Origin of the sequence: Arhodomonas sp. KWT2 (assembly GCF_041949875.1) — a bacterium.
Classification (GTDB): domain Bacteria; phylum Pseudomonadota; class Gammaproteobacteria; order Nitrococcales; family Nitrococcaceae; genus Arhodomonas; species Arhodomonas aquaeolei.
Genome location: NZ_JBHFPQ010000051.1, coordinates 329,335 through 345,524, shown reverse-complemented (window position 1 = coordinate 345,524; position 16,190 = coordinate 329,335). Strand labels below are relative to the sequence as shown.

At 71.4% G+C, this 16,190-nt stretch carries 17 protein-coding genes; 11 read left to right on the top strand and 6 right to left on the bottom strand.

Annotated features, from left to right (window positions below):
• Positions 1–40: 40 nt before the first annotated feature.
• From mutM to rpmB, 3 genes are all read right to left on the bottom strand, one after another.
• Positions 41–859, bottom strand: coding sequence for a bifunctional DNA-formamidopyrimidine glycosylase/DNA-(apurinic or apyrimidinic site) lyase (gene mutM, locus ACEZHJ_RS17000; RefSeq protein ID WP_163139468.1), 819 nt, complete (start codon positions 857–859; stop codon positions 41–43).
• 96 nt (positions 860–955) lie between these two features.
• Positions 956–1,111, bottom strand: coding sequence for a 50S ribosomal protein L33 (rpmG, locus tag ACEZHJ_RS16995; protein WP_018716619.1), 156 nt, complete (start codon positions 1,109–1,111; stop codon positions 956–958).
• Positions 1,112–1,122: 11 nt separating this feature from the next.
• Positions 1,123–1,359, bottom strand: coding sequence for a 50S ribosomal protein L28 (gene rpmB, locus ACEZHJ_RS16990; RefSeq protein WP_018716618.1), 237 nt, complete (start codon positions 1,357–1,359; stop codon positions 1,123–1,125).
• Positions 1,360–1,594: 235 nt separating this feature from the next.
• Here rpmB and ACEZHJ_RS16985 point away from each other — a divergent pair, with 235 nt between their 5' ends.
• The 5 genes from ACEZHJ_RS16985 (at position 1,595) to ACEZHJ_RS16965 (ending at position 5,630) form a co-directional block, all read left to right on the top strand.
• Positions 1,595–2,032 (top strand): Hsp20/alpha crystallin family protein, encoded by a 438-nt coding sequence (locus ACEZHJ_RS16985; protein ID WP_018716617.1) that lies wholly within the window; start codon positions 1,595–1,597, stop codon positions 2,030–2,032.
• A gap of 84 nt (positions 2,033–2,116) precedes the next feature.
• The gene (locus ACEZHJ_RS16980) at positions 2,117–3,064 is read left to right on the top strand and encodes a DnaJ C-terminal domain-containing protein (RefSeq protein ID WP_163139470.1); all 948 of its coding nucleotides are present in this window, start codon (positions 2,117–2,119) and stop codon (positions 3,062–3,064) included.
• A gap of 167 nt (positions 3,065–3,231) precedes the next feature.
• Positions 3,232–3,894: a protein-L-isoaspartate O-methyltransferase gene (locus ACEZHJ_RS16975; protein ID WP_018716615.1), complete on the top strand. Its 663-nt coding sequence runs from the start codon at positions 3,232–3,234 to the stop codon at positions 3,892–3,894.
• A gap of 19 nt (positions 3,895–3,913) precedes the next feature.
• The gene (locus tag ACEZHJ_RS16970) at positions 3,914–4,231 is read left to right on the top strand and encodes a rhodanese-like domain-containing protein (RefSeq protein WP_018716614.1); all 318 of its coding nucleotides are present in this window, start codon (positions 3,914–3,916) and stop codon (positions 4,229–4,231) included.
• 13 nt (positions 4,232–4,244) lie between these two features.
• Positions 4,245–5,630: a TolC family outer membrane protein gene (locus ACEZHJ_RS16965; protein ID WP_018716613.1), complete on the top strand. Its 1,386-nt coding sequence runs from the start codon at positions 4,245–4,247 to the stop codon at positions 5,628–5,630.
• Here ACEZHJ_RS16965 and waaA read toward each other — a convergent pair.
• A complete protein-coding gene (gene waaA, locus ACEZHJ_RS16960; RefSeq protein ID WP_163139472.1) occupies positions 5,602–6,885 on the bottom strand; it encodes a lipid IV(A) 3-deoxy-D-manno-octulosonic acid transferase in 1,284 nt (427 codons plus the stop codon). The genes ACEZHJ_RS16965 and waaA overlap by 29 nt on opposite strands.
• A 340-nt stretch (positions 6,886–7,225) precedes the next feature.
• Here waaA and lpxL point away from each other — a divergent pair, with 340 nt between their 5' ends.
• The 6 genes from lpxL to ACEZHJ_RS16930 are packed head-to-tail and all read left to right on the top strand — an operon-like array spanning position 7,226 to position 13,679.
• Positions 7,226–8,215 (top strand): LpxL/LpxP family Kdo(2)-lipid IV(A) lauroyl/palmitoleoyl acyltransferase, encoded by a 990-nt coding sequence (gene lpxL / locus ACEZHJ_RS16955; protein WP_375036729.1) that lies wholly within the window; start codon positions 7,226–7,228, stop codon positions 8,213–8,215.
• Entirely contained in the window at positions 8,215–9,633 is a 1,419-nt protein-coding gene (gene hldE / locus ACEZHJ_RS16950; RefSeq protein ID WP_163142097.1) for a bifunctional D-glycero-beta-D-manno-heptose-7-phosphate kinase/D-glycero-beta-D-manno-heptose 1-phosphate adenylyltransferase HldE, read from the top strand. The genes lpxL and hldE overlap by 1 nt, the downstream gene beginning before the upstream one ends.
• 53 nt (positions 9,634–9,686) lie before the next feature.
• Positions 9,687–10,457, top strand: coding sequence for a polysaccharide deacetylase family protein (locus tag ACEZHJ_RS16945; RefSeq protein WP_163142094.1), 771 nt, complete (start codon positions 9,687–9,689; stop codon positions 10,455–10,457).
• The gene (locus tag ACEZHJ_RS16940; protein ID WP_163142091.1) at positions 10,454–11,557 is read left to right on the top strand and encodes a glycosyltransferase; all 1,104 of its coding nucleotides are present in this window, start codon (positions 10,454–10,456) and stop codon (positions 11,555–11,557) included. Before ACEZHJ_RS16945 ends, ACEZHJ_RS16940 begins: the two co-directional genes overlap by 4 nt.
• Entirely contained in the window at positions 11,557–12,588 is a 1,032-nt protein-coding gene (locus tag ACEZHJ_RS16935) for a glycosyltransferase family 9 protein (RefSeq protein ID WP_375036728.1), read from the top strand. The genes ACEZHJ_RS16940 and ACEZHJ_RS16935 overlap by 1 nt, the downstream gene beginning before the upstream one ends.
• The gene (locus ACEZHJ_RS16930; protein ID WP_163141657.1) at positions 12,585–13,679 is read left to right on the top strand and encodes a glycosyltransferase; all 1,095 of its coding nucleotides are present in this window, start codon (positions 12,585–12,587) and stop codon (positions 13,677–13,679) included. Before ACEZHJ_RS16935 ends, ACEZHJ_RS16930 begins: the two co-directional genes overlap by 4 nt.
• Here ACEZHJ_RS16930 and ACEZHJ_RS16925 read toward each other — a convergent pair.
• On the bottom strand, positions 13,646–14,593 hold the full coding sequence (locus ACEZHJ_RS16925) for a hypothetical protein (RefSeq protein WP_163141654.1): 948 nt from the start codon (positions 14,591–14,593) through the stop codon (positions 13,646–13,648). The genes ACEZHJ_RS16930 and ACEZHJ_RS16925 overlap by 34 nt on opposite strands.
• Complete coding sequence (locus tag ACEZHJ_RS16920; RefSeq protein WP_205599870.1) at positions 14,590–15,870, bottom strand: O-antigen ligase; 1,281 nt, start codon at positions 15,868–15,870, stop codon at positions 14,590–14,592. Before ACEZHJ_RS16920 ends, ACEZHJ_RS16925 begins: the two co-directional genes overlap by 4 nt.
• Positions 15,871–16,190: the final 320 nt, after the last annotated feature.

Sequence of the window (16,190 nt, the reverse complement as noted above, 5' to 3'; positions counted from 1 at the left end):
CCGGGAATTGACCTTGGTCAACGGGGAAACCGAAATCGGCTCAGCGCTGGCAGGTGGGGCAGTAGGTTGTGGTCCGCTGGGCGACGGTGATCTCGCGCAGGGGGTGGCCGCAGCGGCCGCAGGGGGCGCCGCCGTGACCGTAGGCGCGCAGGCGCTGGCGGAAGTAGCCGGGGCGGCCGTCCGCGTCGGTGAAGTCGCGCAGGGTGGTGCCGCCGGCGGTGATCGCCTCGCCGAGCACCGTGGCGATGGCGGTCGCAAGCCGGCGGTAGCGGTTGCGCGAGATCCGGCCCGCGGCGCGGGCGGGATGGATGCCGGCCAGGTACAGGGCCTCGGTGGCGTAGATGTTGCCGACACCCACCACCGTGGCGCTGTCCATGATGAACGCCTTGACCGGGGCGCGCCGGCCACGGGCGCGGGCGTGCAGCCGGTCGCCGTGGAAGTCCGGCCCGAGCGGCTCGGGCCCGAGGCGGGCGAGCAGCGGATGGGCCTCCGGGGCGCCGAGGACGTGGTGGAGGCTGCCGAAGCGGCGGGGGTCGTTGAAGCGCAGTACACGGCTGTCGTCGAGGGTGACGTCCACGTGGTCGTGCCGCTGTACCGGCGTCTCCGGCGGGACCACCCGCAGGCTGCCGGACATGCCCAGATGCCAGAGCAGGTGGCTGGTGTCGTCCAGGGCCAGCAGCAGGTACTTTCCCCGGCGCGAGACCGATTCGATCCGCCGGCCGGTCACCGCGGCCTCGATGCCGTCGGTCACCGGCCAGCGCAGACGCCGCTCGCGCACGGTCACGGCGGTGACGCGGGCATCGGCCAGGTGCGGCGCGAGGCCGCGCCGGGTGGTCTCGACTTCGGGGAGCTCGGGCATGCCGTGATGATACCCGTCCGCGTCCGCGCCCGGGCAAGAAAAAACCCGCCTCGGAGGGCGGGTTTCATCGCGGGCGCCGCCGGGGTGGCGGCGCTGCTACTTGAGCTTGGTCTCGCGGTAGGTCACGTGCTTGCGCACCACCGGATCGTACTTGCGGAACTCCATCTTGTGGGGGGTGTTCCGCTTGTTCTTGTCGGTGGTGTAGAAGTGACCGGTGCCGGCGGTCGAGACGAGTTTCACCTTCTCGCGCATGTCTGACCTCCTCAGACCCGTTCGCCACGCGCACGGATATCGTTGAGCACCTGATCGATGCCCTTCTTGTCGATGATCCGCATGCCCTTGGAAGATACCCGCAGCCGAACGAAGCGCTTCTCGCTCTCCACCCAGAAGCGGTGGAACCGCAGGTTGGGCAGGAAGCGCCGCTTGGACTTGATGTTCGAGTGCGAGACGTTGTTGCCCGTGGCCGGGCGCTTGCCCGTGACCTGGCAGACCTTCGCCATGGGAGCTGCCTCCTAGAATCCGTGACCGTGATGAGCCGGGAAACCTCTGATCAGGCCCGGGCGGCGACGCGCCTGATCGCAGGGTTCCCGAAAGATCGGCCTTTATACCAGCGCCCCCGCCGCGGTTCAAGCACCATCGGGCTTGAATTTACCGGGCGCGGGACACACATGAGCGATGAACGGCGCGCTCGGCGTGCCGCCATCGAGCCACAGGTCTATTCGACAGGAGGTGTTTATGGCCATTCGTCGCTACGAGCCCTGGGGGCTGCTCAACGAACTCTCCCGCGAGCTGGGCCGTCTGTCCGAGTCCGCGGAGACGGGGGACAGCTCCAGCCTGGCTACCAGTGACTGGACGCCTGCGGTGGATATCCGCGAGGAAACCGACCGTTACGTCATCCATGCGGACCTGCCCGGGGTGCGTCCGGAGGACATCGAGGTCCACATGGAGGGCGGCATGCTCAGCATCAGTGGTCGCCGGGAGTCCCACACGAACGAGGCCGGTGAAGGCTACAAGCGGGTCGAACGTGCCAGCGGCAGCTTCTCCCGGCGCTTCAGCCTGCCGGATACCGCCGATCCCAGCGGCATCACGGCACGTTGTGACCAGGGCGTGCTCGAGGTCAGCATTCCCAAGCAGGAGAAGACCCGGCCACGGCGCATTCAGGTCGAGGGCTGAGGTCGGGGAGGCGGCGGCGCGGGCGCCGCGCCGCCGTGCCGTGCCAGGGCACACCGGTAACGCGACTGAGGTGGCGAACAGGGCATGGAGTACAAGGACTACTACCGGATACTCGGGGTCGGACGGGATGCCGATGCGGACGAGATCAAGCGTGCCTACCGCAAGCTTGCCCGCAAGTACCATCCGGACGTCAGCAGCGAGCCCGATGCCGAGCAGCGCTTCAAGGAGGTTGCGGAGGCCTACGAGGTGCTGCGTGATCCCGAGAAGCGCCGCGCCTATGACGAGCTGGGCAGCGGCTGGCGCGAGGGCCAGGATTTCCGTCCGCCGCCGGAGTGGGAGTTCCATACCGGCGGCGGCCGTGGCGGCGCCGACTTCAGCGACTTCTTCGAGTCACTGTTCGGCGGCGGCCGTTCCCCGTTCGACGACATATTCGGCGGCGCCGCCCGGCAGCACGGCGGATTCTCGGTCCGCGGCCAGGATCAGACCGCGCGGTTGACCGTTTCGCTCGACGAGGCGTTCCACGGTGGCGCCCGTACCGTGCAGCTCGAGGGTGCCGAGCCCGATACCCAGGGCCGCATGCGGCGCACCCAGCGCAGCCTTCGCGTGCGCGTGCCCGCGGGGGTGACCAACGGTCAGCGCATCCGTCTCGCCGGCCAGGGGCAGCCGGGCATGGGGGGAGGCGAGCGCGGCGATCTCTATCTGGAGATCCATATCTCGCCGCACCACCAGTTCCACCTGCGCGGCCGGGACATCCACCTGGATCTGCCGGTAGCGCCCTGGGAGACCGCGCTGGGCGCGCGGCTGAAGGTGCCGACCCTGGGCGGTCCGGTGGACATGCGGATACCGGCCGGGAGCCAGGCGGGCAAGCGCCTGCGCCTGAAAGGGCGGGGGCTGCCCGGAGAGCCGCCGGGGGACCAGTACGTGACCCTGCGTATCGTTAACCCGCCCATGGATGACGACGCGGTGCGCGGTCTGTATGAACAGTTGCGCGACCGGTGCCGGTTCGACCCCCGGGCGAACATGGATTATTAGTGCGCTAATCGGTTGCCTGAAAGGGGTAAAGTGCTTACCCTTTGTCGACGCGCCGGCGGCGTCGGGCGGGCGTTCCGGACGACGCGCCGCGCTGGCGGGACGATGCTGCCGGGGCGGAGTCCCTCGATCCCTAATCCAACAAGGTCACTGGCGATGAGGATGCGCAAATGACCGACGTCAATCTCGAGCGCGCGCGCTACAACATGGTCGAGCAGCAGGTCCGCCCCTGGGAGGTGCTCAACGACCGCATCCTCTCGGTGCTCGAAGCGCTGCCGCGCGAGGATTTCGTGCCCGCGGCCCACCGCAACCTCGCCTATGCGGATCTCCAGCTTCCGCTGCCTCACGGCGAGGTGATGCTGGAGCCGAGGCTCGAGGCGCGGATGCTCCAGGCGCTGGACCCCCAGCCCGACGAGCGGGCCCTGGAGATCGGCACCGGCACGGGCTATTTCGCCGCGTGCCTGGCTCAGCTCGCCGGTGAGGTCACCAGCATCGACATCCACGAGGACTTCCGCGAGCTGGCCGGCGAGCACTTTGCCGCCGCCGGGGTCGGTGGTGTCAATCTGGAGGTGGGCGACGCCGCTGCCGGCTGGGACGACGGCCGGCGCTACGACGTGATTGCGGTCACGGGGTCGCTGCCGGAGCTCCATCAGGGCTTTCACCGCAGCCTCACCATCGGCGGCCGGGTATTCCTGATCGTCGGCCAGCCGCCGATCATGGAGGCGCTGCTGATTACCCGGGTCGGCGAGGACCAGTGGGCCAGCGAGAGCCTGTTCGACACCAGCGTGCCGCCGTTGCGCGGCGCCCGCGTCACGCCGCGGTTCCGTCTCTAGGGCGCGCGGGGACACTACCGTGCGATCGGTCAATGCCAGCGAACTCGCCGACTGGCTCGCAGGGGAGGCGCCCCCGCAGCTCATCGATGTGCGCGAGCCCTGGGAGCACGGGACCGCGAGTCTTGCGCAAGCGAGCCTGGTGCCCCTGGCGTTGCTGCCACAGCGCCTTGATGAGCTGTCCCGGGAACGGCCCACGGTTGTGATGTGCCACCACGGCGTGCGCAGTGCGATGGCCGCCGGGCTGCTCGAGCGCGCCGGATTCACAGACGTCATCAATCTTGATGGCGGGATAGACGCGTGGTCGGTCGAGGTCGACCCTGCCGTGCCCCGCTACTGACGGAGACCTGCCCATGAAACGAATTCTACTGGCCGTCGCCCTCGGCAGCCTGAGCCTGCCGGCGCTGGCTGCCGAGGACCTGCTCGACGTCTACCGCAACGCCCTGGACAGCGACCCGGTCTTCCAGCAGGCGCAGGCGCAGCTGCGTACGGCGGAGGAGGCCCTGCCGCAGGCCCGGGCACTACGGCTGCCGGAGATCGGTGTCGATGCCGCGGCCAAGCGCAACTATCAGGACACCAATATCGTCAACGGTCCTGAAGCCGACGATAGCTACAACTCGCTGACCTACGGCGTTCAGCTCAGCCAGCCGCTGTTCCGCTACTCGGACTTCCAGCAGCTCGACGTGGCGAAGGCGAACGTCGCCCAGGCCAAGGCGCGCTTCGCCTCCGCCGAGCAGTCGCTGATGACCCGCGCCGCGGAGCGCTACTTCGGCGTGCTCGACGCCCAGGTGGCGCTCGCCGCCGCCCGTGCACAGCTCAAGGCCATCCAGCGCCAGCTCGAGCAGGCCCGGGAGCGCTTCGACGTCGGTCTGATCGCGCGTACCGACGTGGAGGAGGCCAAGGCCCGCTACGATACCGCCCGTGCCTCGGTCATCCAGGCGGAGGACGACCTGGAGAGCGCCCGTGCCCAGCTGCGTGAGGTGATCGGAAAGCCCCCGGGGGAGCTCGCCCGGGTGCGCAGCGGTGTCGATCTCTCGGCGCCGCAGCCCGCGGACGAGGATGCATGGCGCCAGCGTGCGGAGGAGCAGAACTGGGAGCTCACCGCGGCACGCCAGGCCTCGAAGGCCGCCATGGAGAACGTCGACGTGGCCCGCGGGGGGCACTATCCGCAGGTCGACGCGGTGGCGAGCTACGGCGGCAGCCACACCGATGGCGGGGTGACCAGCGGTGCCACCTACGACGGTTCGGATAATCAGGAGCTCGCCGCCGGTATCGAGGTCACCGTGCCGCTGTACACCGGCGGGGCCACCAGCTCGCGGGTGCGTGAGGCGCAGTCGCAGTACACGGAGGCACGTGCCAGCCTGGAGGAGGTCCGCCGCTCGGTGACCCGCAACGCCGCCGACGCTTACCGCGGTGTGCAGACGGCCCTCGAGCGGGTGCAGGCCCTCGCGCAGTCCCGCGTCTCCACCAAGACGGCCCTGGAGGCGACCCAGGCCGGCTTCGAGGTCGGTACGCGTACCATCGTGGACGTCCTCGACGCCCAGCAGAATGTCTTCGAGGCAGAGCGGAACTATCAGCAGGCGCGTCACGCCTACCTGCTCAACACCCTGCGCCTCCAGCAGGCCGCCGGCGTGCTCTCAGAGGACGACCTTGCCTCGATCAACCGCCTGCTCTCAGCGAACGCGGCGCCGTACGTGAGCGAGGACGCGATCACTCCCGGGGAGAACTCCGCGGAGTAAGCGCCTCGATCAGCGCCACGGTGCGGCCCAGGGCTCCGCGGTGGGCGGCGACCACGCCCTCCGCGGCCTGGCCCGCCCGGATCCGGGCCCCGGAGTCGGTGAGCCACTCGATCACCGCCGTGGCCAGCCCCTCCGCATCCGTGACCGTGCGCGCGCCGCCCGCCTCGGTCAGCAGCTCGAATATCCGCGCGAAGTTGTGCACGTGGGGCCCGGTGATCACCGGGTGCCCCAGGGCGGCGGGTTCCAGCGGATTGTGACCGCCCACCGCCACCAGGCTCCCGCCCATGAAGGCGATATCCGCCGCGGCGAGCAGCGTTGGCAGCTCGCCCATGGTGTCTCCCACCAGCACGTCCACATTCGCCGCGTCGGTGGTCCCCGGGGTGCTGCGCCGGGCGAACCGGAACCCCTCCGAGCGGGTCAGCGCGGCGACACCGTCGAATCGCTCCGGGTGTCGGGGAACCAGCACGAGCACCGCGCCAGGAACGGCCTCCAGCACGCGCCGGTGCGCCGCGAGCGCGGCGGATTCCTCGCCTTCGTGGGTGCTCGCGGCGATCCACACCGCACGCGCCGGGCCGAGCAACCCGCGCAGTGCCTCCCCCGCCTGTCGCTGGGTCTCGTCCACGGGCTGGTCGAACTTCAGGCTGCCGGTGACGTGGAGTCGCACGGGGGAGGCCCCCAGCGCCCGGAACCGCTCGGCGTCCGCGTCGTGCTGCGCGGCGATCGCGGCCAGGCCGCGAACGGCCTCCGTGCCCAGCCGCCCGGTGCGGGCATAGCCGGCGGCGGAGCGCGCTGACAGCCGGGCGTTGGCGAGCACCAGCGGGATGCCGCGGGCGTCGGCCTCCGCGATGAGGTTGGGCCAGATCTCGGTTTCCATGAGCACACCCAGCGCCGGCCGCGTCCGTGCCAGGAAACGCCGTACCGCGCCGGGCGTGTCATAGGGGAGGTAGCAGTGGCGGACCCGGTCCCCGAAGAGCGCCCGCACCCGCTCCGAGCCCGTGGGCGTCGTGGAGGTGACCAGTACCGGCCGCTCCGGATGGGCCGCCATCAGCGCCTCGATCAGCCCGCGGGCGGCCACGGTCTCGCCGACGGAGACGGCGTGGACCCACACCGGCGCGCCGTCGATGGCCGGGCCGAAGCCGAAGCGTTCCCCCCAGCGCCGCCGGTAGGCGGGCGCGCGGCGGGAGCGCCACAACAGCCGGGAGAGGATCGCCGGGGTGGCGAGTCGCAGGGCGAGGGTATAAAGGGTACGCGGCATGGCGCACACTCTATCAATTCAGCGATCGGGGTGCGGTGGCATTCTACCGGCCCGGCGTGCGGGGGCTTGCGCCGAAGCGTTGCGGCCAGCCCGTGGCGATCACCGTTGCCCCGGCCGTGGAGGTCGGGGGGCGCGATGAGCGCCGCCGGACCGGCGAAGGCGGCGGCGTGCCGCGGTGCGCCCCGGGGATCGGCGTTCCATGCGGGCGTGCCGGTTTGCGGGGATACGCCGGATCAACGGGTCGTCGTGATTCGACGCTGCGATAGTCCGGTCAAGCACGCCGGGCGTCATCCGGCGCGTGCTGCCCGGGCCGGGGCACGTGCGGCCGCGGGAGGTGGTGATGCGAGCCGCGAGGTTAGTATACTCCGCGCTCCTGCCGATCGCTGTTGAATCGCCGATGGACCGCTCGCTGTTCGCGCCGCGCTACTGGTTGACCTGGCTGGGTATGGGGCTGCTGCGGCTGCTGGCGGCGCTGCCGTACCGGCTCGCCATGCGCGCGGGCGACGGGCTCGGCCTGCTCTCGTGGTACCTCGTGCCCTACCGTCGCCGCATCGTCGAGACCAACCTGCGGCTCTGCTTCCCGGATCTCACCGCCGCGCAGCGGCGCGATCTCGCCCGCCGGAACCTGTGCTATACAGGACGCGGACTGGTGGAGGTCGCGCTGGCGTGGTGGGGCGCAGAGTCGCGTATCGCCCGGCTCGGCACCGTGGAGGGGGCCGAACACGTGGCACGCGCGCAGGCCGAAGGCCACGGCGTGATCCTGGTCAGTGCGCACTTCACGCCGCTGGACATCTCCGGGCGAATCATGAGCCGGTGGTTCGGTTTCCAGGCGATCTACCGCGAGAACCGGAACGCGGTCATCGAGCACTTCATGCGCGAGAGCCGGCGACGGCACTTCGAGCATGCCTTCGACCGCGGCGACATGCGCGCCATGGTGCGGGCGCTGCGTGAGCGGCGGGTGGTCTGGTACCCGCCGGACCAGGACTACGGCCGTCGGCACGCGGTGTTCGCGCCGTTCTTCGGCGTGCCCGCCGCGACGATCACGATGACCTCGCGTCTGGCACGGCTCTCCGGCGCGGTGGTGATCCCCTGCTACGGTGTGGCGCGCGAGGACGGCAGCGGCTACGTGGTGAAGCTCGGCCCTCCGCTGGAGGGGTTCCCGAGCGGTGACGACACCGCCGACGCCGAGCGGCTCAACGCCCGGCTGGAGGCGGAGGTCCGGCAGCGCCCGGCGCAGTACTACTGGGTGCACCGGCGGTTCAAGACCCGGCCCGACGGCGGGCCGAGCCCCTATCGGGGGCGGGGCAAGCGGCGCAGGAAGGGCAAGTGATGCGGATACCCGATTTCGGCGACGTCACCCTGCTGGTGGCCGGGGACGTGATGCTGGACCGTTACTGGCACGGCGATACCGGCCGGATATCGCCGGAGGCCCCGGTGCCGGTGGTGCGCATCGGGGCCAGCGACGACCGTCCGGGCGGCGCCGCGAACGTGGCCCTCGGGCTCGCGGCGCTGGGCTGCCGGGCGCGGCTCACCGCGCCGGTGGGCGAGGATGAGGCGGCCGCGGCCCTGGATGGCTGCCTCGCCGGCGCCGGCGTCGAGCGCCACTGGGTGCGGCGCGCCGGCGCGCGCACCACGACCAAGCTGCGCGTGATCAGCCAGCACCAGCAGATGATCCGGCTGGATTTCGAGGACGGCGCCGCCGCGTCGGCCCCGCTGGCCGCCGATGAGATTGCCGGGGCGCTGGACGGTGTCCGCGCGGTGGTCCTCTCCGACTACGCCAAGGGCGCGCTGCGTGATCCGCAGCCGCTGATCCGAGCCGCCCGCGCCGCCGGCTGTCCGGTGCTGGTCGACCCGAAACGCCCGGATCTCGAGGCCTACGCCGGGGCCACCGTGATCACCCCCAACCGCCCGGAGTTCGAGCGCATCGTCGGCCATTGCGGCGACGAGGCGACCCTGGTGGCGCGAGGCCGTGGCCTGCTGCGCGAGCTCGACATCGAGGCGCTGCTGCTCACCCGGGGGGAGGAGGGTATGACCCTGCTGTCCCGGGACGGTGAGCCGGTGCACATCCCCGCCCAGGCCCACGAGGTGTTCGACGTGACCGGCGCGGGGGATACGGTGATCGCCGTGCTCGCCGCGGCGGTGGCTGCCGGCGAGTCCCTGGCCCATGCCGCGGCACTCGCGAACCTGGCCGCCGGCGTGGTCGTGGGCAAGCTCGGCACCGCCACCGTCACGCCCGCCGAGCTCCACGCCGCGGTCCGCCACTGGGCGCCGGTGCACACCGCCGACGGCGTGCTCGACGAGCCGGACCTGCTCGCCGGCGTCCGCGAGGCGCGGGCCCAGGGGCAGCGGCTGGTGATGACCAACGGCTGCTTCGACATCCTCCACCCCGGCCACGTCGCCTACCTGGAGGCCGCGGCGGCACTGGGCGACCGGCTCATCGTCGCGGTTAACGACGACGACTCGGTCCGGCGTCTCAAGGGCGACGGCCGCCCGGTCAATCCCCTGGCGCACCGCATGGCGGTGCTCGCCGGCCTGGCCGCGGTGGACTGGGTGGTGCCCTTCGCCGAGGACACCCCGGCCCGGCTCATCGAGGCGGTTGCGCCGGACGTCCTGGTCAAGGGCGGGGACTACCGCGTCGAGGACATCGCCGGCCACGAGTCGGTGCTCGCCCGCGGCGGGGATGTCCGGATCCTGCCGCTCCTCGAGGGCTATTCCACCACCGATATCGTGACGCGGCTGGGGCGGTAGCGGGGGCGATTTGCTACACTGCGTTGCCGTGGTCGCTTCGCCGCTGACGAGTCATGAGCCGATCATCGATCCCTTCCGCCGCGCCGCCGGTCTCCGTGCTGATGTACCACCAGGTGGGGCCGTTCGCCTCGCCCGCGTCCCATCGTGCCGGCTACTGCCACGTGCGACGCTTTGGCGCGCAGATGGCCTGGCTGCGGCGTTTCGGCTATCACGTCATCGGCCTGGACCGCCTGCTCGACGGCCTGTTCGGTGACACGCCGCTGCCGCCGCGCGCGGTGGTGCTGACCTTCGACGACGGCTACGAGAACTTCCGCGAGCACGCCTGGCCCATCCTGCGGCGCCACGGCTTCCCGGCGACGGTCTTCCTGGTGGCCGACCGGATCGGCGGACGCGCCGAGTGGCTGGGCGACGGCCAGACCCGGGCCGCGCTGATGGACGCCGACACGGTGCGCGCGCTCCACGCCGAGGGCGTGACCTTCGGTTCGCACACCCTCAGCCACCCGCGGCTCTCCCGGCTGGAGGAGGCCGAGCAGCGCCGCGAGATCGTCGACAGCAAGGCGCGCCTGGAGGACATCCTCGGGGCGGAGGTGCGCCACTTCTGCTATCCCTACGGCGACTACGACGCCCGCAGCCGGGACCTGGTGGCGGAGGCCGGCTACGCCAGCGGCCTGACCTGCATCCGCGGCGCGGCCAACACCGCCGACAACCCCCTGGAGATCCCGCGCAAGGCGATCTCCTACGGCGACAACCTGCTCGGCTACCTCTGGAAGCTGCACGCCAAGCACGCGCGCAAGGACCGCGGAGGCACGGCGCGCGCGGCATGAAGAGTCTCCACGTCCTCGGAAGCCGCCAGTTCGGAGGCGCGGACCGTTTCTACGTGCGCCTGATCCAGGCGCTCGCCGCCGCCGGCCACGAGACCGTGGCCGTCAACCGCCCCGGCAGCCCGGTGGCGGAGGCACTCGCCGCCACGCCGGCCGGGCTCCCGGTGCGCCAGTATCACCTGCCGTTCGCCAACAAGTGGGACATCGCCACCGTGCTGCGCCTGCGTGCGCTGGTGCGGCGCGAGCGCCCGGTGGCGGTGCAGAGCTACATGGGCCGGGCGACACGGCTGACCCGTGTGCCCCGGCGCAGCGGTGGGGCGCACATCGCCCGCCTCGGCGGGTACTACAAGCTCGACGGCTACTATCGCCACTGCGACGCCTGGGTGGGGAACACCCGGGGCGTGTGCGACTACCTGGTCGGTGAGGGCCTGCCGCGGGAACGGGTCTTCCACATCGGCAACTTCGTGCCGCCGCCACGGACGGTCACCGACGCGGCGCTGGCGGGCCTGCGCGAGGAGGCCGGCCTGCCGCCGTCGGCCCGGGTGCTGTTCGCCCTGGGGCGGTTCATCGGCATCAAGGGCATGGACGATCTCCTGCGCGCCTTCGCGCGGATGCCCGGGGAGGACCGCGACGGCCGGCCGCTGCGGCTGGTCATCGTCGGCGACGGGCCGCTGGCCGGCGAGCTGCACGCCCTCGCCGAGGAGCTGGGGGTCGCGGGACGGGTGCACTGGCCGGGCTGGCTGGACGACCCGGAGCCCTGGTTCGGGCTGGCCGACGTGCTGGTCTGCCCATCGCGCCACGAGACCCTCGGCAACGTCATCCTGGAGGGCTGGAACCACGGCCTGCCGGTGGTGAGCACGCGCACGCCGGGGGCCACCGAGATCGCCCGGGACGGTGACAACGCGCTGCTGGTCCCCCGCGAGGACCCGCCGGCGCTGGCGGCGGCCCTGGAGCGGGCGCTGGCACTGGACGCCGACGCGCGCGCGGCGATGGTGGCGGCGGGCCACGCCGAGCTGACCCGGGCCCACGGCGAGGCCGCGGTCGTCGAGGCCTACGTCCGTCTCTATGACACCCTGCACCGCGGCGCCGGGGGGCGGGGCTGATGCGGCGCATACTCGTCATCCGGCTGTCCGCGCTGGGCGACATCGTCATGGCCTCCGGGCTCATCCCCGCGCTGCGTTCGCGCTGGCCGGACGCCCACATCGCCTGGCTCGCCGAGCCCGCCGGCGCGAGCCTGCTGCAGGCCAACCCCCGCCTCGACGAGGTGATCGTCTGGCCCCGCGGGGAGTGGCGGCGGCTGCGCGCCGAGCGCCGCTACCTGGCCCTGGCGCGGTCCGTGCGCGCGTTCGCCGCGCGGCTGCGGGGCGAGGGCTTCGACCTGGTGCTCGACACCCAGGGGCTGCTGAAGAGCGGCGTCTGGGCCCGCTTCACCGGCGCCGGCGAGCGTATCGGCCTGGGCTCGCGGGAGGGCAGCGAGCGCCTGATGACCGAGGTGCTCGCGCCGCCGCGGGACGATCGCCGCATCGCCAGCGAGTACCGCGCCCTGGCCGCCCACCTCGGCGCGGACACCACCCGCTTCCCCATGGACCTGGCACTCGGCGACGACGACCACGTCGCGGCCCGCTCCGCCATCGCGGGGGCCGGGGTGAACGGGCGCTACGTGGCGTTCGCGCCGTTCACCACCCGTCCCCAGAAGCACTGGTTCAACGAGCGCTGGCGGGACCTCGCCGGGCGTTTCGCCGCCGAGACCGGTGCGACCCCGGTGGTGCTCGGCGGCCCGGAGGACCGCGCGGCGGCGGAGGCGCTGGTCGCCGACAGCCCGGCGGTCAGCGTCGCCGGCGGGCTGTCGCTGCGCGCCAGCGCCGCGGCCATCGCCGGTGCCGAGGCCCTGGTGGGCGTGGATACCGGCCTCACCCACATGGGTACCGCCCTGACCGTGCCCACCGTGGCGCTGTTCGGCTCCACCCGTCCCTATCTGGAGACGGAGAGTCCGCGCACCCGGGTGCTCTACGAGCCGCTGTGGTGCTCGCCCTGCCGCCGGCGTCCGCTGTGCGGCGGCGAGTTCAGCTGCATGCGCCTGCACCGTCCCGGCGACGTGTTCGATGTCGCCCGCGAGCTGATGGCCGCGACATGACGGTGGTCCACGTCGAGACCGGCATGCACCTCTACGGGGGCGCGCTGCAGGTGCTGATGCTGCTGCGCGGGCTCGCGGCCTCGCCGGGCCGGCACGTGCTGGTCTGCCCCGCCGGCAGCGAGATCGCCGAGGCGGCGCAGGGCGTCGCCGACCGCGTGGTCGCGATGCCCGTGCGCGGCGATCTGGACGTCGCCTTCGGTGCCCGGCTCTACCGCGTGCTGCGCGAGGAGGATGCGGACCTCGTCCACCTCCACAGTCGCCGCGGTGCCGACGTCATCGGCGGCATCGCCGCCCGCCTCGCCGGCGTGCCGGCGGTGCTCAGCCGCCGGGTGGACAACCCGGAACGGCGCTGGTGGGTGGCGCTGAAATACCGCCTCTACGCCCACGTGATCACCATCTCCGAGGGCATACGCGAGGTCCTGCTCGCCGAGGGCCTGGCCCCGGAGCGGGTTACCTGCGTGCGCAGCGCGGTGGATACGCAGACGTATCGCCCCGGCGGCGACCGCGCGTGGTTCCGGCGGGAGTTCGGCCTCGCCGACGACGAGGTGGCCGTGGGCATGGCTGCGCAGTTCATCCCGCGCAAGGGGCACCGCGTGCTCGTCGCGGCGGCCCCCGCCGTGCTGGCGGCGCACCCGCGCACCCGCTTCCTGCTATTCGGCCGCGGTCCGGAGGAGGCGGCGATCCGCTCGCTGGTCCACGAGCAGGGCCTGGGAGACCGGTTCGTGTTCGCCGGCTTCCGCACCGACATGGCGCACATCTTTCCGTGCCTCGACGTCCTCGCGCACCCGGCCTATATGGAGGGCCTCGGCGTGACCCTGCTCCAGGCGGCGGCCTGCGGCGTGCCGGTGGTGGGGGCGGAGGCAGGCGGCATTCCCGAGGCCGTTGCAGACGGGATTACCGGCTACCTCGTGCCACCGGGGGACAGCACCGCCCTCGCAGAGCGGGTGGGCCGGTTGCTGGGCGATCTCGCCCTGCGCGAGACCATGGGTGCGGCGGGTCGGCAGCACGTTGACGCGCGCTTCTCGGTGACGGCGATGACGGTGCTGAACCGGCGTGTCTACGAGCGCGTGCTCGGCGTGGGTAGTGGGTAGCCGAATTCGGCGAGCCTGATCCCGAGCTCGGCCTCCAGCTGGGCGTTCACGTGCGCGTAGTAGGCCTGGATGAACTCCATGTTGTCCCGGCCGAGAAGATCCCCGGGGCGCTGCTGACGGCCGAGGACAGGCAACCGGTTGAGGTGCTTGAGCAGGATTCTCCCCTTGCGATAGGTGAACGGCACGTTCAGCCAGACCCGCTTGTCTACCACGTCCCGGTAGGTGAAGTGATTGATCAGCCGCGCCAGGGCGAGGGTGCCCCGGCGGTAGCCGATGTTTACCCTGTCCGCATGCAGCGGTTGGGGCGGGACGTCGAGGCCGAGGGCGTCCGCGAAGCGTGTAACGAACGCCTCCCCATCGCGGGCGAAGGCCTCGTAGGGGAAGACGTGGACCCGCTCACGGCCGAACAACGCCTGGTAGTGGCGGATCAGCGGCAGGTACTCGAAGTGCTCGAATCGGAACAGCGGCGCCTTCGCCGGTTGGAAGCCGGACTCGTGGAGATAGTGGGCGTGGTGGAGATAGCGGTTCACACCGTGGGTACCGCCCTCCTTGACGTACTGTTTGTACACCGAGGCGATCATGGCCGGCTGGTTGCGGATGAAGATGACGATGCGCGCCCCCGGCAGGGTCCGATGGATCCGCTGTGCGACCTCCTTGGACAGGCAGCCGAAAAGCCCGCCGTTGTGGAGGTTGCCGCTGAGCTCTTCCTCGCAGAGGATGATGTCCTCGTCATCGCGTTTGCCGAGGGTGGCGCGCGCGGTTGCCGGGTCGAAATGAAAGGCGTCGTGATGGATGAAGGCCGCCCGGACGTGCTTGCGATGGACATAGCGCAGCCCCTGCGCCCCGGGGTAGAACAGGCGCTGGAACCAGTTCGTCGCCGTCTTGTGGTAGCCGATGTGAACGATGTCCGTCATGGCGTGTGCCCGGGTGTGTCACGGTGGCCGGTGGCACGGGCGCGCAGCCCCGTGGCGATGAGTATGGCGAGGAACAACGAGTTCGGCACGATCCCGGTTGGATCCAGGTAGCGGATCTGTAGCTGACCGATGAGGAAGAACGTCAGCAGGCCGCCGCCGGCCAGGCGCACCAGATTGTCCGGGACGTCGCTACCGGCCGGTGGCCGGAGGCCGCGGAAAAGCGCCACGATGCCGCAGACCCCGAAAAGGCCCACGCCCACGAGGCCGAGCTGTGCCCAGAGGTTGAGCACCATGTTGTGCAAGTGGGGGAAGCGCTTGACCTCGGAGGCCGCGTAGCGCTTGATCGCCGGTTGCGCGCCCGCCGGCCCCCAGCCGAGCCAGGGGGCGTTGCGGATTATCGTGGCACCGCTACGCCAGAGCATCAGTCGGTAGCGCAGTGAGCGGTTGGGGACGGCCTGCCAGTCGCCGGCGGCGATGTCGCGCACGGAGCGGACCGCCTCGCCCGGGTCCAGCCGCCAGGCCACGGTGTCCGAGGTGGCCACGATACCGCCCAGCGCCAATACCGCGAGCAGCGCTGCCGCCGCGGCCGGACGGCGCCCGGCGGGGGTGGCGAGCCACCGGCAGAGGGTTGGTCCCCACTGGACGGCCAGGGTCACAGGGATGCCGATCATCGCCCCGAGCCAGGCCGAGCGGGAGCCGGACCACAGCAGCGCCAGCAAAGCGACGATCAGTGCTGCGCCCCAGCCCGCCATCAACATGATGCGCCGGGCGCGCGTGCCGCAACGCACCGGCGGGCGCATGCAGAGCACGAGGAGCACGAGGGCGGCATACAGCCCGAAGGCGTTGGGGCTGGCGGAGGTCTTAAGCCGGACCAGCCCCTCCCAGGGCAGGCGTGGTGCGCGGGTGAGCGCGACGGCGAGCCCTACCAAGCCGGAGAGCACGGCGAGGTTGAGGCAGCGTCGAATCCAGGCGGGATGGCGGAACAGCCACCATCCCCCGGCCACGGCGAGCAGTCCGTCGGCGCGGAGCAGGTGCCAGCTCTGGCCGAGGTGACCGCGGTCCGGGTCCGCCGGGGTGCTGGAGTAGACGGCGAGCAGTCCGCGCAGCACGACGTAGGCGCAGAATGCGGTCACGAGGAGTGCCAGCGGGTCTCGAAGCAGGGTCGGTAAGGCCTGGCGGGCCTGTAGGAGAAAGCCGAGCAGCATCAGGGCCAGCCCGGTATTCATGGCGGCTACGCTGAAGCCGCCGCTGAAGGCGAAAAGCGCGAGCCCGCTCAAACCGAGACCGGTCGAGACAGGCGTGCAGGCACGCGCCACGGTGGGTGCGGCGCCGGTTATCCACGGTGTCGTTGGCATCGGTGGCCCTGATTATGTGCTTGGCGGTCCGCGTGCACGGGCCGTCTTCCTCTGGCCTTGCGGACACAGGGTCCGTATGGTGCGTTCCGGGCCATCGCCCCGGCCATTCCTCGAATTGCTCGAACGGGCCGGTGACGCAATAATGGCGGCGCATCATGAGTACGCATTCCGGTGGTTGCATTGCCGGCCGCCGAACCGCCGCGATCGTTTCCCCGGTCGACGGTCGATCACCCTGAACATGG